Annotated in this window: 25 protein-coding genes; 14 read left to right on the plus strand and 11 right to left on the minus strand. The window is 64.4% G+C overall.

Annotated features, from left to right (window positions below; genetic code table 11):
- Window positions 1-4: 4 nt before the first annotated feature.
- Window positions 5-859: an EamA family transporter gene (locus FRAAU_RS00285; protein WP_014401566.1), complete on the minus strand. Its 855-nt coding sequence runs from the start codon at window positions 857-859 to the stop codon at window positions 5-7.
- Between the two features lie 328 nt (window positions 860-1,187).
- Between FRAAU_RS00285 and FRAAU_RS00290 the strand changes: the two genes are divergently transcribed.
- On the plus strand, window positions 1,188-1,991 hold the full coding sequence (locus tag FRAAU_RS00290; RefSeq protein ID WP_014401567.1) for a TorF family putative porin: 804 nt from the start codon (window positions 1,188-1,190) through the stop codon (window positions 1,989-1,991).
- A gap of 246 nt (window positions 1,992-2,237) precedes the next feature.
- Complete coding sequence (gene proP, locus FRAAU_RS00300; RefSeq protein ID WP_014401568.1) at window positions 2,238-3,698, plus strand: glycine betaine/L-proline transporter ProP; 1,461 nt, start codon at window positions 2,238-2,240, stop codon at window positions 3,696-3,698.
- 99 nt (window positions 3,699-3,797) lie between these two features.
- On the opposite strand, the gene eda is transcribed toward proP, so the two are convergent.
- The 4 genes from eda to zwf form a co-directional block, all read right to left on the minus strand.
- Window positions 3,798-4,448, minus strand: coding sequence for a bifunctional 4-hydroxy-2-oxoglutarate aldolase/2-dehydro-3-deoxy-phosphogluconate aldolase (gene eda, locus FRAAU_RS00305; protein WP_014401569.1), 651 nt, complete (start codon window positions 4,446-4,448; stop codon window positions 3,798-3,800).
- A gap of 51 nt (window positions 4,449-4,499) precedes the next feature.
- Entirely contained in the window at window positions 4,500-6,317 is a 1,818-nt protein-coding gene (gene edd / locus FRAAU_RS00310) for a phosphogluconate dehydratase (RefSeq protein WP_014401570.1), read from the minus strand.
- Between the two features lie 58 nt (window positions 6,318-6,375).
- Window positions 6,376-7,092 carry a 6-phosphogluconolactonase gene (gene pgl, locus FRAAU_RS00315; RefSeq protein WP_014401571.1) on the minus strand — a complete coding sequence of 239 codons (717 nt, stop codon included), beginning with the start codon at window positions 7,090-7,092 and terminating at the stop codon, window positions 6,376-6,378.
- Between the two features lie 67 nt (window positions 7,093-7,159).
- Complete coding sequence (zwf, locus tag FRAAU_RS00320; RefSeq protein ID WP_014401572.1) at window positions 7,160-8,632, minus strand: glucose-6-phosphate dehydrogenase; 1,473 nt, start codon at window positions 8,630-8,632, stop codon at window positions 7,160-7,162.
- Between the two features lie 240 nt (window positions 8,633-8,872).
- Between zwf and FRAAU_RS00325 the strand changes: the two genes are divergently transcribed.
- Complete coding sequence (locus FRAAU_RS00325; RefSeq protein WP_041270297.1) at window positions 8,873-9,622, plus strand: GntR family transcriptional regulator; 750 nt, start codon at window positions 8,873-8,875, stop codon at window positions 9,620-9,622.
- Between the two features lie 107 nt (window positions 9,623-9,729).
- Here the strand turns inward: FRAAU_RS00325 and FRAAU_RS00330 are convergent, their stop codons facing one another.
- Together FRAAU_RS00330 and FRAAU_RS00335 are read right to left on the minus strand one after the other, a co-directional pair.
- The gene (locus FRAAU_RS00330) at window positions 9,730-10,089 is read right to left on the minus strand and encodes a hypothetical protein (RefSeq protein WP_014401574.1); all 360 of its coding nucleotides are present in this window, start codon (window positions 10,087-10,089) and stop codon (window positions 9,730-9,732) included.
- A gap of 79 nt (window positions 10,090-10,168) precedes the next feature.
- Window positions 10,169-11,356 (minus strand): L-dopachrome tautomerase-related protein, encoded by a 1,188-nt coding sequence (locus tag FRAAU_RS00335; protein ID WP_014401575.1) that lies wholly within the window; start codon window positions 11,354-11,356, stop codon window positions 10,169-10,171.
- Between the two features lie 365 nt (window positions 11,357-11,721).
- Between FRAAU_RS00335 and FRAAU_RS00340 the strand changes: the two genes are divergently transcribed.
- From FRAAU_RS00340 to FRAAU_RS00355, 4 genes are all read left to right on the plus strand, one after another.
- Complete coding sequence (locus FRAAU_RS00340; protein WP_014401576.1) at window positions 11,722-13,092, plus strand: amidohydrolase family protein; 1,371 nt, start codon at window positions 11,722-11,724, stop codon at window positions 13,090-13,092.
- Window positions 13,089-13,655 (plus strand): hypothetical protein, encoded by a 567-nt coding sequence (locus FRAAU_RS00345; RefSeq protein ID WP_014401577.1) that lies wholly within the window; start codon window positions 13,089-13,091, stop codon window positions 13,653-13,655. The genes FRAAU_RS00340 and FRAAU_RS00345 overlap by 4 nt, the downstream gene beginning before the upstream one ends.
- An 89-nt stretch (window positions 13,656-13,744) precedes the next feature.
- The gene (gene glmU, locus FRAAU_RS00350; RefSeq protein WP_014401578.1) at window positions 13,745-15,112 is read left to right on the plus strand and encodes a bifunctional UDP-N-acetylglucosamine diphosphorylase/glucosamine-1-phosphate N-acetyltransferase GlmU; all 1,368 of its coding nucleotides are present in this window, start codon (window positions 13,745-13,747) and stop codon (window positions 15,110-15,112) included.
- Between the two features lie 51 nt (window positions 15,113-15,163).
- Entirely contained in the window at window positions 15,164-16,324 is a 1,161-nt protein-coding gene (locus FRAAU_RS00355; protein ID WP_014401579.1) for an aldose epimerase family protein, read from the plus strand.
- A 46-nt stretch (window positions 16,325-16,370) separates the two neighbouring features.
- Here the strand turns inward: FRAAU_RS00355 and FRAAU_RS00360 are convergent, their stop codons facing one another.
- Window positions 16,371-17,543 (minus strand): WD40 repeat domain-containing protein, encoded by a 1,173-nt coding sequence (locus tag FRAAU_RS00360; RefSeq protein ID WP_014401580.1) that lies wholly within the window; start codon window positions 17,541-17,543, stop codon window positions 16,371-16,373.
- Between the two features lie 197 nt (window positions 17,544-17,740).
- Between FRAAU_RS00360 and FRAAU_RS00365 the strand changes: the two genes are divergently transcribed.
- From FRAAU_RS00365 to FRAAU_RS00390, 6 genes are read left to right on the plus strand one after another with little or no spacing between them, the layout of a single operon-like run.
- Window positions 17,741-18,022 carry a phosphopantetheine-binding protein gene (locus FRAAU_RS00365; RefSeq protein ID WP_014401581.1) on the plus strand — a complete coding sequence of 94 codons (282 nt, stop codon included), beginning with the start codon at window positions 17,741-17,743 and terminating at the stop codon, window positions 18,020-18,022.
- On the plus strand, window positions 18,019-18,318 hold the full coding sequence (locus FRAAU_RS00370; protein WP_014401582.1) for an ApeI family dehydratase: 300 nt from the start codon (window positions 18,019-18,021) through the stop codon (window positions 18,316-18,318). The genes FRAAU_RS00365 and FRAAU_RS00370 overlap by 4 nt, the downstream gene beginning before the upstream one ends.
- Complete coding sequence (locus tag FRAAU_RS00375; RefSeq protein ID WP_014401583.1) at window positions 18,315-19,268, plus strand: lysophospholipid acyltransferase family protein; 954 nt, start codon at window positions 18,315-18,317, stop codon at window positions 19,266-19,268. Before FRAAU_RS00370 ends, FRAAU_RS00375 begins: the two co-directional genes overlap by 4 nt.
- On the plus strand, window positions 19,249-19,836 hold the full coding sequence (locus FRAAU_RS00380) for a LolA-related protein (protein WP_014401584.1): 588 nt from the start codon (window positions 19,249-19,251) through the stop codon (window positions 19,834-19,836). The genes FRAAU_RS00375 and FRAAU_RS00380 overlap by 20 nt, the downstream gene beginning before the upstream one ends.
- A 26-nt stretch (window positions 19,837-19,862) precedes the next feature.
- Window positions 19,863-22,172, plus strand: a complete 2,310-nt coding sequence (locus FRAAU_RS00385) for an MMPL family transporter (RefSeq protein WP_014401585.1) — start codon at window positions 19,863-19,865, stop codon at window positions 22,170-22,172.
- Window positions 22,169-22,612: a hotdog family protein gene (locus tag FRAAU_RS00390; protein ID WP_014401586.1), complete on the plus strand. Its 444-nt coding sequence runs from the start codon at window positions 22,169-22,171 to the stop codon at window positions 22,610-22,612. Before FRAAU_RS00385 ends, FRAAU_RS00390 begins: the two co-directional genes overlap by 4 nt.
- Before the next feature lie 22 nt (window positions 22,613-22,634).
- Here the strand turns inward: FRAAU_RS00390 and FRAAU_RS00395 are convergent, their stop codons facing one another.
- The 3 genes from FRAAU_RS00395 to FRAAU_RS00405 are packed head-to-tail and all read right to left on the minus strand — an operon-like array spanning window position 22,635 to window position 25,359.
- Window positions 22,635-23,390: a glycosyltransferase family 2 protein gene (locus FRAAU_RS00395; RefSeq protein ID WP_014401587.1), complete on the minus strand. Its 756-nt coding sequence runs from the start codon at window positions 23,388-23,390 to the stop codon at window positions 22,635-22,637.
- Window positions 23,387-24,160 (minus strand): beta-ketoacyl synthase chain length factor, encoded by a 774-nt coding sequence (locus FRAAU_RS00400; protein ID WP_014401588.1) that lies wholly within the window; start codon window positions 24,158-24,160, stop codon window positions 23,387-23,389. The genes FRAAU_RS00395 and FRAAU_RS00400 overlap by 4 nt, the downstream gene beginning before the upstream one ends.
- Window positions 24,157-25,359, minus strand: a complete 1,203-nt coding sequence (locus FRAAU_RS00405; protein WP_014401589.1) for a beta-ketoacyl-ACP synthase — start codon at window positions 25,357-25,359, stop codon at window positions 24,157-24,159. The genes FRAAU_RS00400 and FRAAU_RS00405 overlap by 4 nt, the downstream gene beginning before the upstream one ends.
- A 142-nt stretch (window positions 25,360-25,501) precedes the next feature.
- Here FRAAU_RS00405 and hemF point away from each other — a divergent pair, with 142 nt between their 5' ends.
- Window positions 25,502-26,404: an oxygen-dependent coproporphyrinogen oxidase gene (hemF, locus tag FRAAU_RS00410; RefSeq protein ID WP_014401590.1), complete on the plus strand. Its 903-nt coding sequence runs from the start codon at window positions 25,502-25,504 to the stop codon at window positions 26,402-26,404.
- Window positions 26,405-26,433: the final 29 nt, after the last annotated feature.

Raw genomic sequence — 26,433 nt, forward strand, 5'->3', positions numbered from 1 at the left:
CCGTTCAGGCGAGGCAGCCGATGGCGATGGCGGCCAGTCCCAGACCGGCCAGATGGCGCAAACTCAGGCGTTCGCCCAGCATGCCGGCTGCGACCAGGCTGCCCAGCATGATCACGCCCAGATTCATGCCGGCAAAGACCAGTGCCGGATTGTGTGGCAGCGCGATATGGGCACGGACATAGAAATAGATATTGGCATAATTGCAAAGGCCCAGCAGCAGGCCTGCACCGGCATGGCGCCATCCGAATTGCAGGCGGCCGCGCCACGCCAGCAAGGGAAGCACGATGGCCGCCAGTAAGGCGGCCAGCAAAAAGCTGACAAGCAGACTGGATGTGAAGGGAGCGCCGGCCGCGGCCACCTGTTTGAACAACAGGTCGATCAGGCCGAAGCCGAGCCATGTTCCCAGCAATGCCAGCCAGGCTGATCCGGAGTGCGGCGTACGCTCAGCCCTCCGGCCTTGGCCCAGCATGCAGCCGACGGCGGACAGACCGAGGACGACGCCGATGGTCGCCTTGGTCGTCATGGGCTGATGCAGCCAGGCGAATGCCGCCAGCAGGCTCAGCAGCAATGAGAAACGTTGCGCGACTTCCACCCGGATCATGCCGGCCCGTTGTACCGCCAAGCCTTCAATCCAGAACACGGCGGGCAGCAGCACGCCCAGCGCAGCCAGAGCCAGCCAGGGCGTGCCGGATTGATGCAGCAAGTCAAGCGATGGATGCAGCAGCCAGGCAGACAGTCCGGCTGCCGCCAGGTAATTCCAGCCGATCGCTTGACGCAAATCGATATGGCGGGCTGGGGCAAGCTTGAGCAGTGCAGAGACGGCGACGCTGAACAGCACGCTCAACAGCAAGGGAATCATAGGCAAAGTCTTTCATTGAAACGGATCGATACGGAGGCCGAGGCCCGGCTCCGGGAGACGGTTCATGATAGCGATCGACAGCGTGTTTCACAGGGAAATTCACGTTGGGCACTGCGACCTGATGCCGCCTTGATCGCTGCATGGCGCATGTCGAGTCGCCGTGCGGAGATGCCAGCAAGAGCATGGCTTGACGTGTATTTTCATTTTTATCGAAATAAAAATTTGTAGATGTCCAGACATCTTTGCTCTTTGATGTTGTTGCAGTGCAGCTGGGGTCTATTCATAAGTTGTTGTATTATGTCTGATTGTTTTTGGATGGAGCGAGTTATTGAGTCTCAGAATCAAGCGGGCATTGTTCATGTATGGAAGTCTGTTCGGTGTGGCTTCGATGGCACCCACGGTCGAGACACAGGCCGGCGAATGGGATGGCACCGTAGGCGTCGCCTCCCAGTATCTGTCGCGTCGCGGATTTCAGCAGACCTGGGGACGGCCGGCTCTGCAGGGTGGCGTCAGCTATCAGTGGAATAACGGCTTTTATGCCGGAACATGGTTGTCCAACGTCAATCGCAAGTACCTCGAAGGCGCGACGGTGGAATGGGACCAGTATTTCGGCTATGCCGGCAAGGTCGGCCCGGTCAGTTACAGCAGCACCTTCTGGTACTACTATTATCCAGGTGCGCAGATGTCTGGACCGCGAGTGAATTACAGCTACGGCGAATGGGTCAGCAATGCGACATGGAAGTTCGTGACCGTGGCCTATTGGGGCACCTGGACCCGTGATTATTTCGGTGACAACAATCGCACCATGGGAACCGACGGTAGTCGACATTCGCGAGGATCGAGCTATTACGAGATCGACCTTCACCATGACCTGTTTCCCGGCCTGCGCTTCGATCTGCAGATGGGACGCCAGCAGGTCCGTCATTTCAAGGATTACAGCTTCGATACGGTAGGGGCCAGTCTCACCTATTCGGTCACGCCGCGCTGGACTCTCGGCATGCGCTATGTGCGGATCTACTCTCGCCACAGGGCGTATCGCCACTACGGTATCGGTGTTCCGGTCAATGGCAGTCTGCACTATTCCGATCCGGGAGGCGGACATGTCGCACTCACCAGCACCTGGAGCTTCTGAGTATTCATGGCATGCATGAAAGGATTATGTTAATAGACGTCTGGATGTCCATTAATATGTTCAGGGGCATGATTTTGCGGTTTGTGTTACCATGGCGGAAGTTGAACGGGCTGCACGCCCTGTTCCTGTTCCATTCTATGGATGGCCCGTGGGTATTGCCGGGCGGTCATTTTACGCATCCTTCAGATGGCCAGGTCAGCGATTCCTGGCCATCTGAAGCATGCGCGTGCCTTTGAAGGAGGATCCATGCGCAATACGTCTCTAAGCCGTCGTCATTTCGGCTGGTTCAAATCCCGAGACCAGAAGGTCGCCGTCGATGACCTGACGATCGTCGATCAGAGCCTGCTGCATCGTGCCGTCGCCGCCACGGCGCTGGGCAATGCGATGGAGTGGTTCGATTTCGGTGTTTATTCCTATATTGCCGTCACGCTGGGCAAGGTGTTCTTTCCCGCTGGCTCGTCAGTGGTGCAGACCCTGGCCTCGCTGGCAACGTTCGCCGTCGGCTTTCTGATCCGGCCTGTGGGTGGCCTGGTATTCGGCCCGCTGGGCGACAAGTTCGGTCGCAAGCGAATCCTGGCCTTGACCATGATCATGATGGCGGCATCGACCTTCTCGATTGCCTTCATTCCCAGCTATGCCTCCATCGGCATTGCGGCCCCCATCTTGTTGATGCTGGCTCGCCTGCTGCAGGGCTTCTCGACCGGGGGCGAATATGGCGGTGCGGCGACTTTCATTGCCGAATACTCCACGGATCGGCGTCGCGGCTTCATGGGCAGCTGGCTGGAGTTCGGCACCATGGTCGGCTATATCGGCGGTGCCTGCATCGTCACCTTGCTGACCTCGACCCTGTCCAGCGAGTCGCTGCTCAGCTGGGGCTGGCGAGTGCCGTTCCTGATCGCCGGTCCGTTGGGGCTGATGGGCCTGTACATGCGTCTGAAGCTGGAGGAAAGTCCGGCTTTCCAAGCCTACAGTGACAGTGTCGAGCATGAAGAGCATGAGAAGCCGGCCTATGGCCTGGGGTCGCTGATCCGGATCCATGGTCGCCAGTTGCTGAAGGCCGTGGGCCTGGTGCTGGTCTTCAATGTGACCGATTACATGTTGCTTTCCTATCTGCCCAGCTATATGACCAGCGTGCTGAATTATTCCGAGACCCGGGGTCTGTGGATGGTGCTGCTGGTGATGGTGTTGATGCTGCCTTGCAATGTGCTGGGCGGGCTGATGAGTGACCGTTTCGGCCGCAAGCCGATGATTCTGACCGCGAGCCTGGCGATGGTGGTGCTGGCGATTCCCTGCATCAAGCTGATCGGCAGCGGCATGGATCTGGAGATCTTCATCGGCTTCATGCTGCTGGCGCTGTGTCTGGTGGCCTATACCAGCTCGATGCCTTCGACCTTGCCGGCGCTGTTCTATACCCCGGTGCGCTACAGCGCGCTGTCGATCGCCTTCAATGTGTCGGTGTCGCTGTTCGGTGGTACCACGCCGCTGGCCACCGCCTGGTTGATCGAGAAGACCCACAACACCATGGTGCCGGCCTACTATCTGATGGTGGCGGGCGTGATCGGTGTGATCACCATTCTCTGTGTGCGGGAAACGGCCGGTCGTCCGCTGCGCGGCTCGCCGCCGGCGGTGGGCAGCCGCAGCGAGGCGCGCGAGGTGCTGGCAGGTGATGATCCGCTGACCGTGGATTCCACGCTGCCCAGGATCTGAAGTCCTTGCGGCAAATGAAAAGCCCCGGTCAGTGACCGGGGCTTTTTTGTGTCCGCCGCCGTTGCTGTCGTGGCCGGTCGCGGGCTGTGGCGGAACGCATCAGGCCTTGAGTGCGACTGCTTCGCGGGCCAGCAGCTCGATCCCTGCCCAGTCCCGGGAGGCCAGCTTGTCGGCCGGTGTCAGCCAGGAGCCGCCGACGCAGGCGACATTGGGCAGGGCCAGAAAATCCGGTGCCGAGCCGAGGCTGATGCCGCCGGTAGGGCAGAAACGGATCTGGGGCAGCGGGCTGGCCCAGGCACTCAGCAGCTTGGCACCGCCGGCCGGCACCGCCGGGAAGAACTTCAGGTGGCGGTAGCCGCGTTCCAGCAGGCTCATGGCTTCACCCGCGGTGGCGATGCCGGGTAGCAGCGGCAGTTCATGCTGGTCGGCGGCATCCAGCAGTCGGGGCGATATGCCTGGCGAGACGGCGAAGCGGGCGCCTGCCGCCAGTGCCGCATCCAGATCATTGCCGTTCAGCACGGTGCCGACACCGACGATGGCGCCTTCGACCTCGTTGGCGACGGCGCGGATCGCATCCAGTGCCGCCGGGGTCCGCAATGTGATCTCGATGGCGGGAATGCCGCCGGCAACCAAGGCCCGTGCCATCGGCACGGCCAGTCTGGCATCGTCGATGATGACGACCGGGATCACCGGTGCCAGCTGCATGGTGGTAGCCAGTTGTTGCTGCTTGTGTTCGATGGAATGGCTCATCTGGGGATCCAGCTTGATCAGGGGACAGTGATATCCGGCACAAGGCTCGGTTCAGAATACGCCGGCGCCCAGGTCGGCGCTGCCGGCGTTGCGACGAAACAGGCCGAACAGTTCGCGGCCCATGCCGGACTGGTTGGCGGACAGGTCGGGATGGACGATTTCGCGGGCGGCGAATTCGGCCGCATCGACCAGCGCCTCCAGCCGGCCGCTGGCGGCGTCCAGTCGCAGCAGATCACCGTCGCGCAAGCGGCCGATGGCGCCGCCGTCCAGAGCCTCGGGCGTGACGTGGATCGCAGCCGGAATCCGGCCGCTGGCACCGGACATCCGGCCGTCGGTGACCAGGGCCACGCGATGACCGCGATCCTGCAGCAGGCTCAGGGTCGGGGTCAGCTTGTGCAGTTCGGGCATGCCGTTGGCTTGAGGGCCCTGGTAGCGGACCACGGCGATAAAGTCGCGGTTGAGCTTGCCGTGATCGAAAGCGGTCTTGACCTCGTCCTGATGATTGAAGACCAGGGCGGGGGCCTCGATGACATGACGGTCATCGGGGACGGCGGAGATCTTGATCACGGCCCGCCCCAGATTGCCGGCCAGCAGACGCACGCCGCCATTGCTGCGGAAGGGCTCGCTGATGGCACGCAGAACGCCGCGGTTGCCGCTCTCGGCGGCGACTTCGCGCCAGTGCAGCTGACCCTGGGCATCCAGCTCGGGACACTTGACGTAGCCGCTGAGCAGTTCGCCGGTGATGGTGCGGGCATCGCCATGCAGCAGGCCCTGGCTCAGCAGCTCACGGATCAGGAAGGCCATGCCGCCGGCTGCCTGGAACTGGTTTACGTCGGCATAGCCATTGGGGTAGATGCGGGCCAGCAGGGGCACCACCGCGGACAGGGCGTCGAAATCATCCCAGCTCAGCGCGATGCCGGCGGCGCGTGCCATCGCGACCAGATGCATCAGATGATTGGTAGAACCGCCAGTGGCATGCAGGCCGATCACGGCATTGACGAAGCTGCGTTCATCCAGCATCTCGCCGACCGGCAGCCAGTCATCACCAAGGGCGGTCATGGCGGCGGCACGGGCCACGGCCTCGTCGGTCAGCACCTTGCGCAAGGGGTCATGCGGCGCGACGAAGCTGGAGCCGGGCAGCTGCAGGCCCATGATCTCCATCAGCATCTGGTTGGAATTGGCCGTGCCGTAGAAGGTGCAGGTGCCGGCGCTGTGGTAGGACGCGGCTTCGGCGGCCAGCAGCTCTTCCCGACTGGCCTTGCCGGCGGCATAGTCCTGGCGGACCTTGGATTTTTCCTCGTTGCTGATGCCGCTGGGCATCGGGCCGGCCGGTACGAAGACCGCCGGAAGATGGCCAAACGACAATGCGCCGATCAGCAGGCCGGGCACGATCTTGTCGCAAATGCCGAGGTACAGGGCGGCATCGAACATGTCGTGGGACAAGGCGACAGCTGTGGTCATGGCGATCAGATCGCGCGAGAACAGTGACAGCTGCATGCCGTCCTGCCCCTGGGTGACGCCGTCGCACATCGCCGGCACCCCGCCGGCGACCTGGGCGGTGACGCCCAGCTCGCGCGCGGTCTGCCGGATCTGCGAGGGATAGTGCTGGTAAGGCTCGTGAGCCGACAGCATATCGTTGTAGGCCGTGACGATGGCCAGGTTCGCCGCCGGCCCCTCCCGCAGCGCATGCTTGTCGGATGCCCCGCAGGCGGCGAAGGCATGTGCCAGATTTCCGCAAGACAAGGTGGCGCGATTCGGTCCGGAACGGCGAGCGGCGCGGATCCTGTCAAGATAATTCTGGCGTGAAGTCTTGCTGCGTTCGCGCAGGCGTGCGGTGACTTCGGCGACGACGGGGTGAATCACGGGCATAAACAATCAATCTCGGCGAGGGGGGCGATGACGTGCCTGGCGTGGTCAGACAGGAGGATCAGGGGCTCCAGAACACGCTGAGCGGCGTGCGGCTCTGGTTCAGTACCGCACGCACGGGATAATGCGCGCCGGCACCTTCACCGGTTTCGGCCTGCTTGAAGACCTCGCGCTTGGCGGCCCCTTCGATATGCAGGTACAGCGCTTCGGTATCCAGCAGGGCTGGCAGCGAGAAGGTGATGCGGGGTTCGCCGGCACCCTCGGCCCGCATCGGCCACAGCCGCTGTCGGCCTTGCAGATCCAGAGCCTGGGTCAGGTGATCACCGCCGGGGAAGAACGAGGCGGTATGGCCATCCCCGCCCATGCCCAGCACCACTGCATCGAAGCGGGCCGGCAACGCCGACAGACGGGCCTGCAGATAGACGAGTCCCGCTTCAGGCGTGTCCTGACCGGCTTCGTACAACGGCACGAAATGGGCAGCAGCAGCGGCATGCTTGAGCAGCATGGCCTTGACCAGACGGGCATTGGAGCGGTCACTGGATTCGGGCACCCAGCGCTCGTCGACCAAGGTGACATAGACCTTGTCCCAGTCCAGCGCAAGCTGAGAAAGACGGTCGAACAGCTGTTTCGGGGTGCTGCCGCCGGAGACCGCGATCAAGGCGCGGCCGCGTTCGGCGATGGCCTTTCGCAGGCGGTTGGCCAGTTCCCCGGCCAGAGCCTCGGCAAGGGCGGCGGAGCTGGCAAAGGTATGCTGTGAAATTTCAGCAGATGCGGACATGGGTGCTTGCCTCTTGAAGGGAAGGACGAGGGGCTTCCGGTACTGGACCGGGGGCCCCGTCACCGGCTCAGGTGTTGTCTTCGTTCCAGGTGTGGCCGTCACGTTCGATCAGTGCCACCGAGGCGCTGGGGCCCCAGGTGCCGGCGGTGTACAGCTTAGGTGCATCGCCACTGGCCGCCCAGGCGTCCAGAATCGGATCGGCCCAGTTCCACGCGGCCTCGACCTCGTCGCGACGCATGAACAGGGTCGGATTGCCCCGCACCACATCCAGGATCAGGCGCTCGTAGGCATCCGGCAACTGGCCGATGCCGAAGGCTTCCAGGAAGCTCATGTCCAGCGGCACGTGCCGCAGCTTGAGTCCGCCCGGACCCGGGTTCTTGATCGTCAGCCACAGCTTCACGCCTTCGTCCGGCTGAAGCCGCAGCACCAGCCGGTTCTGGGCCAGGGCGCCGGCATCGGCGCCGAAGATGGAGTGCGGCACGGCCTTGAAGGTCACCACGATCTCGGACAGACGCTCCGGCAGGCGCTTGCCGGTACGCAGATAGAAGGGCACGCCGGCCCAGCGCCAGTTGCCGATTTCGGCCTTGATCGCGACAAAAGTCTCGGTGTTCGAAGGCCGTCCCAGTTCATCCTGATAGCCCGGCACGCTGCCGCCCTCGGAGGCTCCGGCCCGGTATTGACCGCGCACGGTGGTATGCGGCGCTTCGGTGGCGGTGATCGGCTTCAGCGAGCGCAGTACCTTCAGCTTCTCGTCGCGCACGGCATCGGGTGCCAGCGAGGCCGGCGGCTCCATGGCCACCATGCACAGCAACTGCAGAATGTGGTTCTGGATCATGTCGCGCATCGCGCCGGAGCCATCGTAATAGCCGGCGCGGTGGCCGACACCGACGGTTTCGGCCACCGTGATCTGTACATGCTCGATATGCTCGGCATTCCACAGCGGTTCGAACAAGGCATTGCCGAAGCGCAGGGCCAGCAGGTTCTGCACTGTCTCCTTGCCCAGATAATGGTCGATGCGATAGGTCTGCGATTCCTGGAAGACCTTGGCTACATCGTCATTGATCTTGTTGGCGCTGCTCAGGTCGGTGCCGATCGGCTTTTCCAGCACGACCCGTGCCTTGCCTTCGTTGAGCTTGTGGTCGCCCAGCCGCTTGCACAGATCGCTGAAGATGCTGGGCGAGGTGGAGAGATAGAACACCCGCACGTGATCCGCTTCCTGGCCCATGAACTGGGCAAATTCTTCCCAGCCCTCGTCCTTGCCGCCATCCAGGGCGCGATAGTGGATCATCTTCAGAAAGGCATTGATATCCTTGCTGGCGGCGTCTTTGGTGGCCTTGGCGATAGCCTCGTGGACCAGTTTCCGGAATGAGTCGTCGCTGTGTTCGGAGCGGGCCACGCCAATGATGCGGCTGTGCTTGTCGATCTGGCCGTCGACAAAGCGGTGGAACATCGCCGGCAACAGTTTGCGGACCGACAGATCGCCGGTCCCGCCGAAGATGACCAGGTCAAAGGCTTCCACTTGCTGAGAAGGGCTGTTCACGTCAGAGACCTCGTTGTAGTTGTTGACCCGGGATTGTCGGTGCAGACCCCGGTGATGATCCCCATCGATGGTACCAGTGAGATACCAGGCTTGGCCACATGCCGATGCCGACCGTATCGCCACACGTGGGCGCCGTCAGGAATGCATCGTTCAGATGCAGAGACGCAGGAGCACAGCACTGATTCTGGCTGGTTCGTTGTATACTGGACCGAGTGGATACTCATTGGTATGGTTTTGGGTATGGAAAACGCGCTAATCAGTGAGTATCGCCGCTTGTGCCGGGATACGGTCACGCGACAACCCTTGGCCTATCTGCGGTTGCGTCGTGCGATCCGCAATGTGGTCGAGCAGGGGGATATCGAGGCCGGCAGTGCGCTTCCCAGCGAGCGTGATCTGTCCAGGCTGCTGGAGATTTCACGCGTCACGGTGCGCAAGGCCATCGGAGGTCTGGTGGATGAAGGCGTTCTGGTGCAACGGCACGGGGCGGGCACTTTCGTGGCCGAACGCATCGTCAAGCCGATGTCGCGTCTGACCAGTTTCACCGAGGATTTGCGCGCGCGCGGACTCAACCCCCGTTCGGAGTTTTTCGAGCGCTCGCTGGGCGAGGTCACGCCTGAGGAATCCATGGCGCTGAATCTGTCGCCCGGTGCCCAGGTCATCCGATTGCATCGCCTGCGCTATGCCGAGGACGAGCCGCTGGCGATCGAGCGCACGGTGGTACCGGCCTCGATACTGTCCGATCCGATGGCTGTGCATGATTCGCTCTACGAGGCGCTGGATCATGTCGGTTGCCGACCGCGACGGGCATTGCAGCGGCTCCGGGCGGTGCTGCTGGGGGCCCAGCAGGCCAGACTGCTGCATGTTCATGTCGGCACCGCGGGTCTGAATATCGAGCGGCGCAGCTTTATCGACGATGGCCGGGTGGTTGAATTCACCGTCTCCTGCTACCGCGGTGACATTTATGATTTCGTGGCCGAGCTGGCGGAATAAGCGCTCTCGAGGAACCTGGCGGCAGTGACAAGGCCGGCCAGTCCTCGGCTGACCGACCGGATCGTCCACAGTCTCGGCGCCAGCCGTCTCTTGAACCACCGGAGGCTTCAGCGCCTCAGCGCGCGCAGTTCGGCCCGGGTCAGCCAGTCACGGTCGGTCTGGGCCTGCAGCTCGTCCAGCTGGCGTCGGGCGGCATCTCGCAGGCTGGCTGGCCAGGCGGTACTGGCCTCGAGATCCTGACGGCGCAGGCCGATGCCCAGACCGTAGGCCCGATGGATCAGCCAAGCGTCCGGCAGCAGAAACAGCAGGCATTCGACCAGTACCCAGCTCCAATGGTGATTGGCCAGGGTGGCAGCGACGATGACACCCTGGACCGAGACAAGCATCATCAGGATGGTGGTCAGCCCGGAACGTCGATCAACGATGACCCTGTTGTCGGGCCAGCGGTTGGAGCTCGGCTGCTTCATGGGGCGACGCTCGAAGGGAGGACGGTGGCCAGCTTAGAGCGCACCCCTCCCATCGGCAAGTTCGGCAACGTGGCCGGGCTCAGTGCACCTCGGCCGCATCCAGCAGCGGGGCGGGATCGGTGGGGATGGAGACCAGCAGATAGGGCGGTTTGCGCAGGTCGTGTCCGCCGTTGAAGCCGGGGAGCCGGTTCCACTGGCCGAGCACCACATAAACCTGATGGGCGGTGGCATAGATGCCGTCCGGCCAGACGATGCGCGGGTCGCGGGCCAGAATCCGGAAGCTGCCGTCGAGTTGTCGCTGGCGAATCGCGTCATGCTCGAAGTCGGTGGTATAGATCCGGCCCTGGGGGTCGGTGGCCAGGCCGTCGGCAGCTCCCTTGTCGCCTTCATCGCGTACCGCCTTGGCCAGCTGTTTTTCCGAAGCGTGGAAATCGGCCAGCACGGCGGTCGGGATGGAGTACAGTCGGCGGCTGGACAGGGGCGTGTAGTACAGCCGGCTCTGGTCCGGGTTCAGGGTGATGCCGTCGACCCCGCCGATGGGAAAGCTGGGGTGGACCGGGTCATAGCGCAGCGGCCGACCTTCCATCATGGCGACAAAGCCCGGGTCGGCCGCGGTCGAGCGGTCGCCGGCCAGTACCCGGCGCTGCCGGCCGCTGGCGATATCGACCACGATCAGGGCCGGTGACGTGCCGAAAGAGGAGTCGGCGATATAGGCGGTCCCTTGGGCGCCGTGACTCAGATCGACTCGCAAGTCATTGAGATGGCTGTCGGACAGCATGGCGGGCGGCTTGATCACCACGTTGGCGATCACCTTGTTGCTGGCCGGATCAATGCCTACCAGCTTGGCCTGACCCTCGACAATGGGATGGCCGGCGATCTTGCCGTCGTCGATCAGCCACAGCCGGCCGCGGCGGTCGGTGGTCATGCCATGCGGCGAAACCAGCTGGTCGTGCCAGGGGGCCTTCGAGGGCAGGCTGAAGGCGGCATCCGGATAGGGAACCAGCCGGCCGTTTTTAAGCTCGGCCAGTGCCGGACCGGGATGGTTTTCGGCATGGCGGGGGAAGCCGACGAAGATCCGCCCCGTCGGGGTCACGGCGATGCCGGACGGTCCGGGGCCGTTGAAGGCCGCGACGACGTGCAGCTCGCCCACTGGACGGGCCCCCTGGTCGATGGTGTTGTCGGCGAGGGCCGCCGTGCTTGCCATACTGGCGGCTAGTGCGGTGGCCAGCAGAGCCGGCAGGTGATTCAGGCAACGAGGCAGGCGCATGGATTCTCCTGAGCGAAGGGACCGTGAAAACGCACTCCAGCGTACTGGTTCCGGTTCGGGTGGCGGAAACTAAGGCATCGATCTGGATTGGATCGATCCAAGGTTGATGCAGATGGCAAGTCGCCCCCGCTTCCACTCCGCGAGGGCTGCCTGCGCATGGCTACTCATGATAACCACAGCTGTTGTGGCAGGGGTATCCTGCAGATCGGCAGGCACCGGCAACCGGTCGGAGTCTGATGAAATGGCGTGCTATCGTCGAACCCGGTACGGTGCCTGCCATGGTGCGAAAGGCGCGGTTCCGTTGCGTTCATGTCATGTGGTCGGCATGTATCATGCCCGGCCCGCACTGAGGATGAGGTCGAACCATGAAACCCCGTTCATTGATGTTGGCTCTGGCGATGGCTCTGGCCGGCGCGTCGGCTGCACAGGCGCAGCAGGGCCAGGTGGTGGCACTCACCGGTGCCGAAGTGATTGACGGTACCGGATCGGCGCCCTTGCATGATGCCACCGTGCTGATCGAGAACGGCCTGATCCGCCAGGTCGGTCCGGCGGTCGATGTGAAAATCCCGGATGATGCCTGGCACATCGACTATCACGGCAAGACCGTGCTGCCGGGGCTGATCAGCGATCACTCACATCTGGGACTGGTTTCCGGTACCACCGCCGATCCCGCGGCCGATTACACTACGGAAAACATCAGGCGGCAGTTGCACCAGTACGTGGCCTACGGGGTGACCACGGTGACCTCGCTGGGGGTCAACCGTCCCTTGTTCTACGATCTGCAGAAACAGTTGCATGCCGGGACGCTGGCCGGTGCTGACATCTTCGGTGCCGATGCCGGCATCGGGGTGCCGGACGGCGCTCCGCCGTTCGGCCATGTCGCGCCGGACCAACTGTTCCGGCCGGCGACCGTCGAGCAGGCCAGGGCGGCCGTGAAGACCATGGCGGCGAGACATCCCAGTTTTATCAAGGTCTGGGTCGACGACTTCCATGGCGCGGTGAAGGTCAAGATGGATCCGGCCATCTACAAGGCCGTGATCGATGAAGCCCATCGGCACGGCATCAGAGTGGCGGCCCATGTCTATTATCTGGCCGACGCCAAGCGGCTGGTGGCCGATGGAGTCGATGTACTGGCCCATGGCATTCGCGACGTGCCGGTCGACGCGGCCTTCGTCAAGGCGGCCAAGGCGCATGGCATCTGGTACATCCCGACATTGGATCTGGACGAGAGTTTCTATCTGTTCGCCCAGGACCAGGCCCTGTTGCAGACGCCGCTGCTGGCCCATGCCTTGTCACCCGAATTGAAGGCCCAGTTCGAAAATCCCGGCTGGCGAGCCAAGGTACTGGCCGATGCCAAGGGGGTTGCCGTCGACAAGCAGGCATTGGCCGTCAATATGCGCAATCTTCAGTTGTTGCATGATGCTGGTGTGAAGATCGGCTTCGGCACGGACTCGGGGGCCACGCCGCTGCGGATTCCGGGTTTTGCCGAGCATCGCGAGCTGGCCTTGAACGTGCAGGCCGGACTCTCGCCGCTGCAGACGATCCGTCTCGCCACGGGTCAGGCGGCGGCTTTGCTCGGTCTGTCCGACAGGGGCGTGATCGCTCCTGGCAAGCGGGCCGACCTGCTGGTGGTCGATGGCGATCCTGCCGCCGACATCCATGCCCTGGACCAGATCGATGCGGTCTGGCAGCGGGGCAAGCCTGTCGCCGCCAACCTGCAGTCCTATGCTCCATGATTGGCCGATATCTGCGACTGATGGTGCTTGGCGGACTGCCGTTGCTGGCGGCCTGTGTTCACCAGATCCGGCCGGACCATCCGTCCTCCGTGGTCGAGGGGCGGGCTTCCTACCGTGAACAGGCGCAAGCCGGAGGAGGCACCGCCCGCTACTCGCTGGCTCTGGGAGAAAGCGCGATCCAGCCGGTGGCGCAGATTCAGGTGGCGCCACGCTATCCGGTGATGCTGATTCCCTTGCATCTGCCAGCCAGGGACATCCCGGCCCAGCTGGCGGTGGACGGCAACGGTCATGTCTACAACGTCATCGTGCCCGGCGAGGCCACGGCGGATCCTGCGCTTCAGGCCTTTGTCGCCGCGATCCGCACGGCGGTGGCGCAATGGCGGTTCTCGCCGCTTATCATCCAGCACATGGCCGCGGATGCCGACGGCAACAGCCATGTGGTGGATCAGAGCCGACCGCCCTTCAGCCAGTTCTATGTCTTTCATTTCGAGCTGAAAAATGGTGTCCCGGTCAGTGGCAGTGTCGCGCGGGCTGCTGTCGATACCGAGGCCGTGCGGCCATGATGTCGCTCATGTCGCGATAAGCCGGGCCCTCCGGCCGGGGAGCTGGGCTGGTATCCTGCGACTCCCTCCATGTTGTATCTGGTATCAGGATGACCACCTCCCCTCTGCATGTCGTGATCCTCGCCGCGGGCGAGGGCAAGCGGATGAAATCCCGTCAGCCCAAGGTGCTGATGCCTCTCGCCGGGCGCCCGATGCTGGCCCATGTGCTGGCCACTGCCAGGCAGCTCGAGCCTGAGGGCATCCATGTGGTTTACGGCCATCTCGGCGAGCAGTTGCGTGAAGCCATGGCCGATCAGAGCGACTTGCAGTGGGTCTTGCAGCGCGAGCGGCTGGGGACCGGCCATGCCGTGATCCAGGCCTTGGCCGGGGTGCCCGCTGCCGCCCGGGTGCTGGTCTTGTATGGCGATGTGCCTCTGGTCCGGGCCGGCACCCTGCATGAGCTGATCGCCGATGCTTCGCTGGGCGTGCTGGCGGTGGAACAGGACGATCCTTCCGGTTATGGCCGCATTCTGCGTGACGCTGACGGAAAGGTCAGGGCCATCGTCGAACAGAAGGATGCCAATGCCGAGGAGCAGGCGATCCGGCTGGTCAATACCGGCATGCTGTCGGCGCCGGCCGGCGACCTGCGTGAATGGACGTCCCGTCTGCGCACCGACAATGCCCAGGGCGAATATTACCTGACCGACATCTTCGCGATGGCCCATGCCCAGGGTCAGGGCGCGCGCTGCGTCTTGTGCGCTGACCGTGGCGAAGCCGCCGGTGCCAACGATCCCTGGCAGCTGGCCGAGCTGGAAGCGCTGTTCCGTCAGCGTGCGGCGCGCGAACTGGCGGCCCGCGGTGTGCGCATGGCCGATCCGGCAAGGATCGATATCCGGGGCGAGGTGATCACGGGCGTTGACGTCGAGCTGGACGCCAACGTGATTCTGGAAGGCCGGGTCGAGCTGGGTGACGATGTCCAGATCGGCCCGTTCTGCCGGCTGGAGAACGTCCGCCTGGCCGCCGGTACCGTGGTGCAGGCACACAGTGATCTCAGCGGGGTGGTCACCGAAGGGGCCTGCACCATCGGGCCGTTCGCACGGCTGCGGCCTGGCACCGAGCTGGCGGCAGGCGTGCATATCGGCAATTTCGTCGAAACCAAGAAGACCCGCATCGGCGAAGGATCGAAGGCCAATCATCTGAGTTATCTCGGTGATGCCCAGATCGGTGCCGGCGTGAATATCGGTGCCGGCACCATCACCTGCAACTACGATGGCGTCAACAAATCCGTGACCCGGATCGAGGACCAGGCCTTTGTCGGTTCCAACAGTTCGCTGGTGGCGCCGGTGACGGTCGGTGCCGGTGCCACCATCGGTGCCGGCTCGGTGATCACCGGGGATGCGCCGGCGGGCGAGCTGACCCTGGCCCGCTCCCGGCAGACCACCCGTATCGGCTGGCAGCGGCCGCAGAAACGCTCTTGAACGAGCCGGTCAGTGACCGGTTGGATGATTGATTGCAAGGAGACATGCTGGATGAAACCGAAAACCGCTTATCTTTCCCGCAACAGCCGCTGGGCTCTTGCCATCGCCATGTCGCTAGGCCTGTATGCCCAGGCACAAGCCGCCGAAGGTATTCAGGTGCAGTCCTGGGGCAGCAGCCGTCATGGCCAGGCCGTCAGCCAGTACACCCTGACCAATGCCGATGGCATGGTGGTGAAGTTCATCAGCTATGGCGGCATCCTCACCGACATCGAGGTTCCGGACCGGCACGGCAACAAGGCCAATGTGCTGCTGGGCTTTGCCAATCTCAAGGATTACGAGTCCTACAACGGGGATATCCACTTTGGCGCGCTGATCGGCCGTTATGCCAATCGCATCGCCAAGGGGCGATTCAGTCTGGACGGCAAGGACTATCAGCTGGAAATCAACAATCCGCCGAATACCTTGCACAGCGGTTTCCATACCTTCGATGACAAGGTCTGGACGGTGAAGCCGCTGCAGCTCAAGGATGCAGTCGGTGCCGAGCTGAGCTATGTCAGTCCGGACGGCGAAAACGGTTTCCCGGGCAGGCTGACCACCCATGTCCGCTATATTCTGGACAACCACAACGCCCTGCACATCCAGTACCAGGCCACGACCGACAAGGACACTGTCCTGAACCTGACCAACCACAGCTATTTCAATCTGGGGGGCGAAGGTTCGGGCAGCGTGGAAAACGAGCAGGTACAGATCTTCGCTTCGCATTACACGCCGACGGATGCCACCTCGATCCCCACCGGCGAGGTTGCCTCGGTCGCCGGCACACCGCTGGATTTCCGTCAGCCGACGGTGATTGCCAAAGGCTTGCGTTCTTCGGATCCGCAGTTGGTCTGGGCCCACGGCTATGACAACAATCTGGTGCTGGATCACCCGGTTTCAGCGACTCCAGCCTTGGCTGCACGCGTCTATGATCCGGCCAGCGGCCGCCAGCTGGAGTTGTTCACGACCCAGCCCGGCCTGCAGTTCTATACGGCCAACGGCTTGAATGGCGGTGTGGTCGGCAGTACCGGCAAGACCTATCGGCAGGGCGATGCCTTCGCGATGGAGGCCGAGCACTTTCCCGACTCGCCCAACCATCCGCAGTTTCCAAGCACCGAGCTGAAGCCCGGACAGATCTTCCGGCAGGAAACCGTGCTCAGTTTCTCCACTCGCTGAGAGTTGCTCCGCCGACGAGCCGGGACAGGCTCGTCGGCGGAGATGTTCAGCGTGGCATCGAGCGGATCGAGTCCGGACCGCCGCGGAGTGAAAGTCGCTGACCGGTATCGTGCAGGCGGCCTGCGTGGATGTCGAAAACCGCGATCTGGCGGTCCACCGTGTACTGGGCCAGCAGTTGCCTGCTGTCCTGGCTGAACACCACGCCCTGACCACCCGGCCCGGCATCCTGACGATCCACTTCCACGGCCTTGCCGCCGGCCAGCCGGAACAGCTGCAGCACGCCATGTTCATGGCGGCCCGGATTGCCGGTGGGCAGCTGACTGCCATTCATGCTCAGCACGGCAATCCACTGTCCGTCCGGCGAGATGGCGACGCCTTCCGGCAGGGATGGTGTGGGCAGGTATTGCACCGTGCGGAAAGGCAGATGCGAGACATCGATCAGCGAGATGGTGTCCAGGTCGCCGGCATCGGCCCAGCCGTGGTTGGCCAGTCCGGCCAGCCCGACATTGCCGGCAACCGCCCAGTGGCCGTCCGAGGAAACATCGACCGCATAGGGTGCCACGCCGGTACTGACATGCTGATGCCGATCGCTGACCCGGTCATGATCGATGCCCAGCACGGCCAGTCCCTGTTCATCGCGCAGGGCGACCAAGGCCGATGTGCCGTCATGAGTGAAACTCACTCCGGCCAGCCGCCCGGTACTGAGCGGCAGATAGCCCTGCAGTCTGGCCTCATGGTCGTGGATGGCAACGATGGCGACACTGCCGTTGATCAGGCCGGCCAGCAGCAGATGACCATCGGGGCTGACGGCAAGTCCTTCGGGCTGGGAGGTCAGCGGGATGCGGCTGACCGGGCCGAATTTCGAGTCGCGCACGGGAATGACCTGAAGGAAGCGTTCGGGGGCTTCATCGTTGTGCTCGGCGTCATAGCGGGCCGGCGCGGCGACAAAGGCAAACTCGCCATCCGGGGTGATCGCCACGGCCTGCGGAGGCCCGGCGATGGTATGGTCCACCGCGATGCGGTCCAGAATGGCAGGTCTCGGCCCGGACATGTCGACCAGGGCCAGTTCACCCGGCCCGCCGTCATGGTAGCGGTCATGTCCGCCGACGCGCTGGTAGTCTGCATCGCCCGCGGATACGATCCGGTCGCCGGCCGTCGCGGCGGCAGGAAAGGCAAGCAGGGTGGCCAGACACAGGGCTGGCAGGCTGAGACGTTGCATGGTGTTCCCGATGGGGCGCGACCTGTCGAGGCCGCAGGCGCGGCAGATCATATACGCAGATGCATGCGGTGTCAGGTCGCATTGACAGTCGTCATGGCTGGCAGCGGTTCATCCGGCCCTGCTACATTGCCTGTCGCGGCGGGCAGGAGCACCGCATGGACATGACGGCAAGATCAGGTATTTAGGGAAGCAACGGCGTGGAACAGACCGCAGCACAACAAGAATTGGCAGCCTACATCGTCGAGGCCCTGAATCTGGAAGACATCAGCCCCGGGCAGATCGATCCGCAAGCCCCCCTGCTGGGTGGCCCGCTGGGCCTGGATTCCATCGATGCACTGGAAATCGCCTTGATGGTGTCACGCCGCTACGGTTTCCAGCTGCGCTCCGATGATCCGCAGAATCGGCAGATCTTCGCCAGTCTGGGTGATCTTTCCGAATATATCGAGCAGCATCGGCAGACGCCGGCACGGGCTGGATGACCACTCCGTTTTATCGGCGCGCATGGCGTCTTGATGCAGATCACCCCTGTCTGCCCGGGCATTTCCCGGGCGCACCCGTGGTTCCCGGCGTGTTGGTGCTGGAGTGGCTGGCGCGTGCTCTGCGGGACAGCCGCGGTTTGCGCCTGAAGCGGATCAGTCAGGTCAAATATCTGCATCCCTGGCTGCCTGGCCGGGAAGTCGGGCTGCAGCTGGGCGAAGCCGCCACAGGCTTTGTCTTCGAGCTGCTCGACCAGGGGCAGGTGCTTGCTCGCGGCCGGGCCGAGGCGGAACCGTGAGCGGCCAGTGGCAAAGTCGGCCCGAAGCAGGCGGCCGGCTCAGTCAACGGCTGTTTCTGGCACTGGCCCGAGGTCTGGGGCGGCGGTTCGCCATGGGTATCCTGTGGCTGACATCCCCCTGGTTTGTATGGAGCCGTCGGCCTGAACGCGAAGCCTCTCGAGCCTATCTGGGCAGGGTGCTGGGCCGGGCGCCTGGCATCCGGCAGCTGCTGAAGCATCACTACTGGTTTTCCATCGGCATTCTGGACCGGGTGTATCTGCTGTCGGACGGTGACCGCGACTTCCATTTCGAGGTCGAGGGACTGGAGCATCTGACGGCGGCCTTGCAGGAAGGCCGCGGTGCCTTGCTGTTCGGTGCGCATCTGGGCAGTTTCGAAGCCCTGCGAGCCCTCAGCCGGCGCTATCCGCAGGTGCCGCTGGATATCGTGCTGGACAAGCAGCAGACACCGGTGCTGACCGAACTGCTTGGACGTCTGGCGCCCGAGCTGGCGGAGCGCATCATCGATGCTTCCGCCGGCGGCACCGCGGTGACACTGGCGATGGCCGAACGTTGCGCGCAAGGTGACATGGTTGCGATTCTGGCTGATCGCGGCCGGCAGGGAGAGGCCATGCATGCCGTGCCGTTTCTGGGCCAGCCTGCGGCCTTCCCGGTCGGCCCCTGGTTGCTGGCCGCCAGCCTCAAGGTACCGGTCGTGCTTTGCATCGGGCTGTATCTGGGAGGCAACCGGTACCGGCTGGTGTTCGAACCCGTCGCCGGGCGTGTCGACATTCCCAGGGCGCGGCGTGCCGAGGCTCTGGATGCATTCATTCGTCATTACGCCGGCCGGCTTGAGCATTTCGTCCGGCTGGCACCTTACAACTGGTTCAATCTGTATGATTTCTGGGACACTTCGAGCTTGCCTGGGTCTGCTGCTGCTGAGTCCGGCGTGGTTGAGCGCGGCCACCGCTGAACCTGCCGTGGCCTCGGTGGTGGCGGGGCTGGCACGACCGGCGCCGGCCCATGTGCCGTTTGCCGAGATTCGTATCCTGCATGTGATGGATCGCCCCTTGCTGAGTCGCGGCGAGCTGGCCTGGCTGGGCCAGGGGCATCTGCAGCGCAAGGTGCTGCAGCCCCAACCCGGACTGGTGGATATCGCCGGGGACCAGGTCACCTTGCTGAGGCAGGGGCGCGCTCCGCGTCACTTCTCGCTGCATCGCGCGCCCGAGCTGCAGTTGATGCTGCAGAGCTTCAGCGCCCTGCTGGAAGGCGATGCGGTACGCTTGCAGCAGTCGTTCCAGGCCACCTTGCAGTCACGGTCGAAAGGGAGCTGGACCCTGGATCTGGTGCCCCGTGACGAAAACCTGCGGCGTCAGATGCCGCATATCGCCATGGATGGTGACGGTCGCCAGATCCGCTGCATGCGCATCGAGCAGCCGCACGGCGATCGCAGCATCGAGTTGTTCGGCACCCTGGCGGACAAGCTCGGTGCATCACCGCAGCTCGATGCACTGCTGCGGCTGTGCCAGTCGGCGGATTGACGATGTCCAGTCATTGTCGGATGCCGATGCTAGCGGCCTGGCTGCTGACACTGCTGCTGGGCGCCTGGCTGTTGCTGGGACGGCTGCATACCAGTGGCGATCTGCGCGGTTTCATGCCGCCGGCGGTGACTCCGGCACAGCATATCGTGATGGATCAGTTGGGCGACGGGCCGGGGTCGAGACTGCTGATGCTGGCGATCAGCGGCGTGCCGGAGCATCGTGCCGCGGCGTTGAGCAAGGGGCTGGCTCGCCGGCTGGAGGCTGACCCGGCCTGCGCCAAGGTTATGAACGGCACTCCGGATCTGATGGCAACGGCAGGGAATCTGCTGCCCTACCGTTATCTGTTGCTGCCGGCGGAGCAAGGGGTGGACCGGCTGGCCGGGCCTGCCCTGCGCCGCCAGTTGGAGGATCGGGTCGACGAACTGGACTCGCCGGCCAGCAGTCTGATCGAGCCGTGGCTGGCTCGCGATCCGACGCTGGCGGTGGCGGCGCTTGCCGAGCGCTGGGCTCCCTCACGGAGTCCGTCGTCGGTGGACGGGGTCTGGATGTCCTCTCGACACGAGGCCTTGCTGGTGGTGCAGACCCGGGCGGGTGGCTTTGATCCGGCGGCTCAGCTGGCGCTGATTACCGGCATTCGGCATGCCTTTGCCGGCTTGCCGGGTGCGGCAGAGGCCCATCTGGACATTTCAGGGCCAGGGTATTTCAGCGTGGTGGCCAGCCAGCAGACCCGGCATCAGGCCGACTGGATGGGCCTGTGCTCGGGCATCGGCTTTGCCTTGCTGCTGCTGCTGGCCTACCGACGCTGGAGTCCGCTGCTGCTGGCGGTGCTGCCGATGGCCAGCGGTGCGCTGGCTGGCCTGTGGGTGCTCAGCATCTGGTTTGAAAGCGTGCACGGCATCACTCTGGCTTTCGGCATCACCTTGCTGGGCGTGGCTCAGGAATATCCACTGCGCCTGCTCAGCCATCGTCGTCCGGGCGAGTCCGGCTGGCTGACCGTGCGCAGGATCTGGCCGCTGCTGCTGACCGCCATCCTGTCGGCGGCCATCGCCTATACCGCGCTTTACGCCAGTCGGGTGCAGGGGTTGATGCAGCTGGCGGTCTTCACCGTGACGGCCCTGCTGGTGGCCGGGGCCTGCACGCGCTGGCTGTTGCCGGCGCTGTTGCCGCCGGTATCGCTGGATGCGGCATCGACGCCGGGTCTGGCGACGCTGCGTCGATGGCTGGATCGTCTGCCCAGACCGCGCTGGCTGGCCGGGTTGATCGCCGGCGCCAGCTTGCTGGTGCTGGCGCTGGCACCCGGGCCATTCTGGCAGAATGATTTGTCGGCACTGACCCCGATCGCACCTGCCTTGCTGCAAAAGGATGCCTGGTTGCGGCATGAGCTGGGTGTGGCCGATGTGCGCTATCTGCTGGTCATTCCCGGACCGGACGAACAGGAAGTGCTGCGCCGCTCGGAGGCGATGGAGGCGCCGTTGCAGGCACTGCAGGCCAAAGGGGGCCTGACAGGCCTGACCCTGCCTTCGTATTACTTGCCCAGCGAGGCCAGCCAGCTACGCCGGCAGCAGGCGCTGCCGGATGCGCCCACCCTCTCGGCCAGCCTGCGGGTGGCGGTGCGGGATCTGCCCTTCAAACCAGGCCTGTTCCAGCCCTTTCTCGAGGACGTGGCCCGGGCCAGAACCTTGCCGCTGCTGGATGCGCAACGGATGGAAGGCTCTCCGCCGGGGCAGCCGCTGGCGGCTTTGCTGTTGCATTCGCATGGGCAATGGCTGGGGCTGGCCACGGTGGCCGGGGTGGATGATCCGCAGGCGGTCCGGCAGCAGCTGCAGAACCTGCCTGGCCGTCCGTATCTGCTGGATCTGAAAGCGACCACCGAATCCCTGGTCAGCTCTTATCGTCATCGCATGCTGCTGGCACTGGCGCTTGCCGGCGTGCTGCTGACCGTCACTGTCCTGGTGTCGTTGCGCAGCTGGCGACGGGCCAGGCAGATTCTGTGGCCGATGAGCCTGGCCACCTTGCTGGTGCTGGCCGTCGAGCGGGGTGCCGGCCTGCCGCTGTCACTGTTCCATTTGATTGCCCTGGTGCTGGCGGCCGGGCTGGGTCTGCATTACGCCCTGTTTTTCGAACAGGACAGCGAGGATCCGGCGGAACGACTGCGGATTCTGCATGCCACCGTGGTCTGCGTGATCTCTGCCTTGCTGGTTTTCGGCCTGCTGGCGCTGTCCTCCATTCCCGTGCTGCGCGCTATCGGTCTGACCGTGGGCCTGGGCGTGGCTTTCCATTTCACCTTGTCGGCCTTGCTGGCGCCGCGCCGCAAGGGACTGGAGTCCGAGTCATGAACCATGCCGCCCGCGAAGACTGGGTCGATCTGATTCCCCATCGAGACAGGATGAGCCTGCTGGACGAGGTCGTTGCGTGGGACGAAGGTGCCATCCATGCCCGCAGCCGGACGCATCGCCAGAGTGACCATCCTCTGCGCAGTCCCGAAGGCTTGCATGCCGTTCATCTGATCGAATACGCGGCCCAGGCCACGGCCGTGCACGGCGCGCTGCTGGCACGGGCCGGAGGCGAGCCGCCCCTGGCTGCCGGCCGGCTGGTAAGCCTGCGTGACGTCGAAGTGGCGATGGAATGGACGGATAAGGTGGAAAGCCATCTGGACATCCATGCCGATCAGATCGCCGGAAGCCGTGAAGGTGCCCATTACCAGTTCAGGGTCGTGGCCGGCGGAATCATCCTTGTCGCGGGCCGGATGGCAGTCATGTACGGTCCGGCGGCCTGAATCCGGAGGCCAGGGCGTGGATTCAGACCTCGGTCGATCCATTCCAGATGACCGGCTTGAGCCGACGTGACTTCAGATAGCTGCCGATGATGTCGCCATACTGCCGCAGCTGCATGGCGGTGGAGCGGGCGATTTTCAGTGCATCGCGGCCCGGGTGGAAGTGGCTGTCACGGAAGTCATGCTGATAGCGCGAGGCGATGGGGACCGCAATCACCTCCAGACCCAGTTCCCGGCAGGCCGCGATCAGAATCGCCGACTCGAAGGCGAAGTCCTCGACCGGCAGGTCTTTCAGGGCCAGGGCCGGCTGCGGATACCAGCGCTGACCGCTCTGGGTGTCGATGACCCGACGTGCGCAGACCCATGAAATCCCCCAGTCGGCCAGCCGGTTGGCGAGGCGACGGAGCAAAGGCTGCTGCTGCCGGTCCAGCAGGCGGGCACCGATCACCAGGGCCTGGGGCCAGGTCCGGGCGGCGGCATGGATCCTCGGAATATCCGAGGCCAGATGCTGGCCGTCGCCATCCATGGTGAGCACACCGGCATGCCCCTGGCGCAAGGCTTCGGCAAAACCGCTGCGCAGCGCTTCGCCCTTGCCCCGGCGTTCGGGATGGCGCAGCAGGGTGACGGGGTAGTCGGCGACGATGTCGGCGGTGCCGTCATCGGAACCGTCGTCGACGACAATGATGTCGGCATGGTGCTGCAGCACGGACTCGATGACGGCGGCAATGCGGAGCCGCTCGTTGAGGCAGGGAATCAGTACGCACCAGCGCTGGCCGTTCATGGCTGGTCGCCGGGCCATGTCTGCAGCCGCAGGGCCTGACCGGGCGAAATGGCCAGCCGGGATTCGCCACCTTGTTCCAGTCCAGCCAGCCAGGGCAGCAGCCCGGCCACTGGGTGCCCGGTCGTGTCGGGCCGGCCGGTGGTGGTGATCAGTTCGGCTTCCAGTCGAAGGTGGCTGCCGGCCGGATCGGGAGGGGCGATCACCAGGGCGCAGGCCATACCCGCGGTGTAGCCGCTGAGCCTCAGCAGGGGGCCGCTGCCGCGGGTTTCACTGCAGACCCACAGTACCGGTTGCCGTTCGCACAAGGCCAGGGTGATGGCATCGAGCAGGCTGAGCCCGGGCCAGCGCGGCTCGGTGCTGATGGCCGAGGAGGTACCGACGGCACCGCTGGCGATGCCCCAATAGCCGGCCGGCGCATTGTGAACCGAGTTGTGGAACCGGGTCGGCGAGAGCGCGAAGGGGTCTTCGGCCAAGGTCCGGCACATGTAGTCGCTGATGGTCTGGTCGCCACGACAGGAGGCAAACACGCTCAACAGGCTGGCCGGATCGCGCCCGCTCATGCCGATGGCCTGTCCCGCGACCTCGACGGCCAGCAGTACGCCTTCCGGGGCCCGGCGCCGCTCGTTGGGCGAAAGCGCGGCAGCGGGCGGACGCGATGCATCTGAAGGGGGCGCCAGCGGCTGGCCGGCGGCGGTCTGCAGCTGTTCAAGGCCGCTGATGCCGGGTGCCCAGACGCCGATGCCCTCCAGCTGGAAATGCAGCTTGCTCATGCCTGCTCTCCACGGCCGAAGATCAGGCAGAGGTTGCTGCCGCCGAAGCCGAAGGAATGGCTGGCCACCACGCCGGTCGTGGTGGCTTCCTGTTGCCAGGCGAAATGGGCGCCGCAGCGCGGATCGGGTGTCCGCATGCCGAGGTTGGCCGGAATCAGGCCGCTTTCCAGCACCTGCAGGCTCAGAATGGCTTCCAGGATGCCGGCGGCGCCCAGGGTATGGCCGGTCCAGGCCTTGGTCGAGCTGACCCGGGTCGTGACTGGATACACCCTGGCCAGCATCTCGGCTTCGGCTTCATCGTTCTTCCGGCTGGCCGTGCCGTGCAAATTGACATAGCCGACATCGGCGGCTTCCAGGCCGGCGCGGACCAGGGCATCGCGCACCGCCTGTTCGGAGGCCATGCCGTCGGGTCGCGGGCTGGACATGTGCCAGGCGTCACTGGATTCACCGTAGCCCAGCAGTCTGGGAGCCGTCGGCGCCGTGCCGTGACGCTCCAGTATCGCAAACCCGGCAGCCTCGCCCAGCGATATGCCCTGGCGATCCAGATCGAAGGGACGGCAGGGTTCGGGCGAGACCAGTTCCAGCGAGTTGAAGCCGAACAGCACGCTGTCGCACAGCGTATCGATGCCGCCGACCACGGCCGCATCGATCAGCCCCAGGCGCAGCAGCCGCTCGGCGTGAGCGAACACCTTGGCGCTGGACGAACAGGCGGTGGAGATGGTCATCGCCGGCCCGGCAAGTTCCAGGATCCTGGCCAGAAAGCTGCTCAGCGCATGCGGGGAGTGCAGCGTGGGGGCAGTGGCGGGGGAACCGAAGTCGGGGGTCGCGACGCCATGGCGATAGGCGGCCTCGGTCATGTCGATGCTGGCCGTGGACGTGCCGACCAGCAGGGCGATCCGGTGCGGCTCGTACCGGAGGCGCAGGTCGGCGATGTGATCGAGCATGCCATCCTGTTGCAGGCCCAGCCAGGCCAGCCGGTGATTGCGTGAATCCCAGTCGCGCCAGGCTGCCGGCAGGCGGACCTGTTCCAGATCCGGGACCCTGCCCAGCCAGCAGTTCAGGGGCGAGCGGCTCAGGGTATTCGGGCGCAGCCCGCTGCGGCCATCGGCGATGGCGCTGGCATGGGCTTGCAGGCCCGGACCCAGCGCCGAGGTCGCGGTGCTGGCCGTGATGGCGAGAGGCGTGATGTGTGACGGCATCGGCGCAGACTACCCAGCGGACGCCGGCTTGCCTAGGGAGAAGGCGGTCGCATGGTCAGCTTTGCGTGTCGTCTGGCCACATGAGGCAGCCGCGAGCCGATTCGGTAAACTTGAGGCCCTACCACAGCGGCTGTCCCATGCCATGTCTGATCAAGCGGAACGTGTCGAGCACTATCTGAAGCAATTGCAGGACCGGATTTGCGATGCGCTGGCCACGGCCGACGGCGGAGCCGGTTTTGTCGAGGATGCCTGGCGGCGCGAAGCCGGCGGAGGCGGTCGTACCCGGGTGCTGAGCGAAGGCAAGGTCTTCGAGCAGGCCGGGGTCAACTTTTCCCGCGTCCACGGCAACCAGCTGCCGGGCTCGGCCACGGCACACCGCCCGGATCTGGCCGGTGGCAGCTTCGTCGCCACCGGCGTCTCGCTGGTGCTGCACCCCCGCAATCCTTATCTGCCGACCACGCATGCCAATGTCCGCTATTTCGAGGCCAGCAAGCCGGGGCATGAGCCGGTCTGGTGGTTCGGTGGCGGCTTCGACCTGACGCCTTACTATCCCTTCGATGAAGACGTGCGGCACTGGCATACCGTGGCACGCGATGTCTGTGCGCCCTTCGGCGACGATGTCTATGCCAGATACAAGGCCTGGTGCGACGAATACTTCTATCTGAAGCATCGGGCCGAGACCCGCGGGGTCGGCGGTCTGTTCTTCGATGACCTGAACGAGGGCGGCTTCGAGCGTTGCTTCGATTTCATGCAGGCGGTGGGCCAGGGTTTCCTGGATGCCTATGTGCCCCTTGTCGGGCGTCGCAAGGACACCCCGTACGGCGAGCGCGAACGCCAGTTCCAACTGTATCGTCGCGGCCGCTATGTCGAGTTCAATCTGGTCTATGACCGTGGCACCTTGTTCGGTCTGCAGTCGGGTGGCCGCACCGAATCGATTCTGATGAGCATGCCGCCCCTGGTCCGCTTCCAGTATGACTACCAGCCGGAAGCCGGCAGTGCGGAAGCGCGTCTGACCGACTATCTGCAAGCCCGCGACTGGCTGTAAGTCGTCAGCCGGGGCGGAGGCCTTCGCCC

This window comes from Frateuria aurantia DSM 6220, from assembly GCF_000242255.2.
Classification (GTDB): Bacteria; Pseudomonadota; Gammaproteobacteria; order Xanthomonadales; family Rhodanobacteraceae; genus Frateuria; species Frateuria aurantia.

Excerpts from the sequence above, each read along its gene's own strand:
- FRAAU_RS00340 (WP_014401576.1), top strand. The coding sequence starts at position 11,722 with ATGAAACCCCGTTCATTGATGTTGGCTCTGGCGATGGCTCTGGCCGGC.
- hemF (WP_014401590.1), top strand. The coding sequence starts at position 25,502 with ATGTCTGATCAAGCGGAACGTGTCGAGCACTATCTGAAGCAATTGCAG.
- glmU (WP_014401578.1), top strand. The coding sequence starts at position 13,745 with ATGACCACCTCCCCTCTGCATGTCGTGATCCTCGCCGCGGGCGAGGGC.
- FRAAU_RS00390 (WP_014401586.1), top strand. The coding sequence starts at position 22,169 with ATGAACCATGCCGCCCGCGAAGACTGGGTCGATCTGATTCCCCATCGA.
- proP (WP_014401568.1), top strand. The coding sequence starts at position 2,238 with ATGCGCAATACGTCTCTAAGCCGTCGTCATTTCGGCTGGTTCAAATCC.
- FRAAU_RS00400 (WP_014401588.1), bottom strand. The coding sequence starts at position 24,160 with ATGAGCAAGCTGCATTTCCAGCTGGAGGGCATCGGCGTCTGGGCACCC.
- FRAAU_RS00405 (WP_014401589.1), bottom strand. The coding sequence starts at position 25,359 with ATGCCGTCACACATCACGCCTCTCGCCATCACGGCCAGCACCGCGACC.
- FRAAU_RS00335 (WP_014401575.1), bottom strand. The coding sequence starts at position 11,356 with ATGCGCCTGCCTCGTTGCCTGAATCACCTGCCGGCTCTGCTGGCCACC.
- pgl (WP_014401571.1), bottom strand. The coding sequence starts at position 7,092 with ATGTCCGCATCTGCTGAAATTTCACAGCATACCTTTGCCAGCTCCGCC.
- FRAAU_RS00330 (WP_014401574.1), bottom strand. The coding sequence starts at position 10,089 with ATGAAGCAGCCGAGCTCCAACCGCTGGCCCGACAACAGGGTCATCGTT.
- eda (WP_014401569.1), bottom strand. The coding sequence starts at position 4,448 with ATGAGCCATTCCATCGAACACAAGCAGCAACAACTGGCTACCACCATG.
- FRAAU_RS00385 (WP_014401585.1), top strand. The coding sequence starts at position 19,863 with ATGCTAGCGGCCTGGCTGCTGACACTGCTGCTGGGCGCCTGGCTGTTG.
- FRAAU_RS00360 (WP_014401580.1), bottom strand. The coding sequence starts at position 17,543 with ATGCAACGTCTCAGCCTGCCAGCCCTGTGTCTGGCCACCCTGCTTGCC.
- FRAAU_RS00345 (WP_014401577.1), top strand. The coding sequence starts at position 13,089 with ATGATTGGCCGATATCTGCGACTGATGGTGCTTGGCGGACTGCCGTTG.
- FRAAU_RS00370 (WP_014401582.1), top strand. The coding sequence starts at position 18,019 with ATGACCACTCCGTTTTATCGGCGCGCATGGCGTCTTGATGCAGATCAC.
- FRAAU_RS00355 (WP_014401579.1), top strand. The coding sequence starts at position 15,164 with ATGAAACCGAAAACCGCTTATCTTTCCCGCAACAGCCGCTGGGCTCTT.
- FRAAU_RS00325 (WP_041270297.1), top strand. The coding sequence starts at position 8,873 with ATGGAAAACGCGCTAATCAGTGAGTATCGCCGCTTGTGCCGGGATACG.
- FRAAU_RS00285 (WP_014401566.1), bottom strand. The coding sequence starts at position 859 with ATGATTCCCTTGCTGTTGAGCGTGCTGTTCAGCGTCGCCGTCTCTGCA.
- FRAAU_RS00395 (WP_014401587.1), bottom strand. The coding sequence starts at position 23,390 with ATGAACGGCCAGCGCTGGTGCGTACTGATTCCCTGCCTCAACGAGCGG.
- edd (WP_014401570.1), bottom strand. The coding sequence starts at position 6,317 with ATGCCCGTGATTCACCCCGTCGTCGCCGAAGTCACCGCACGCCTGCGC.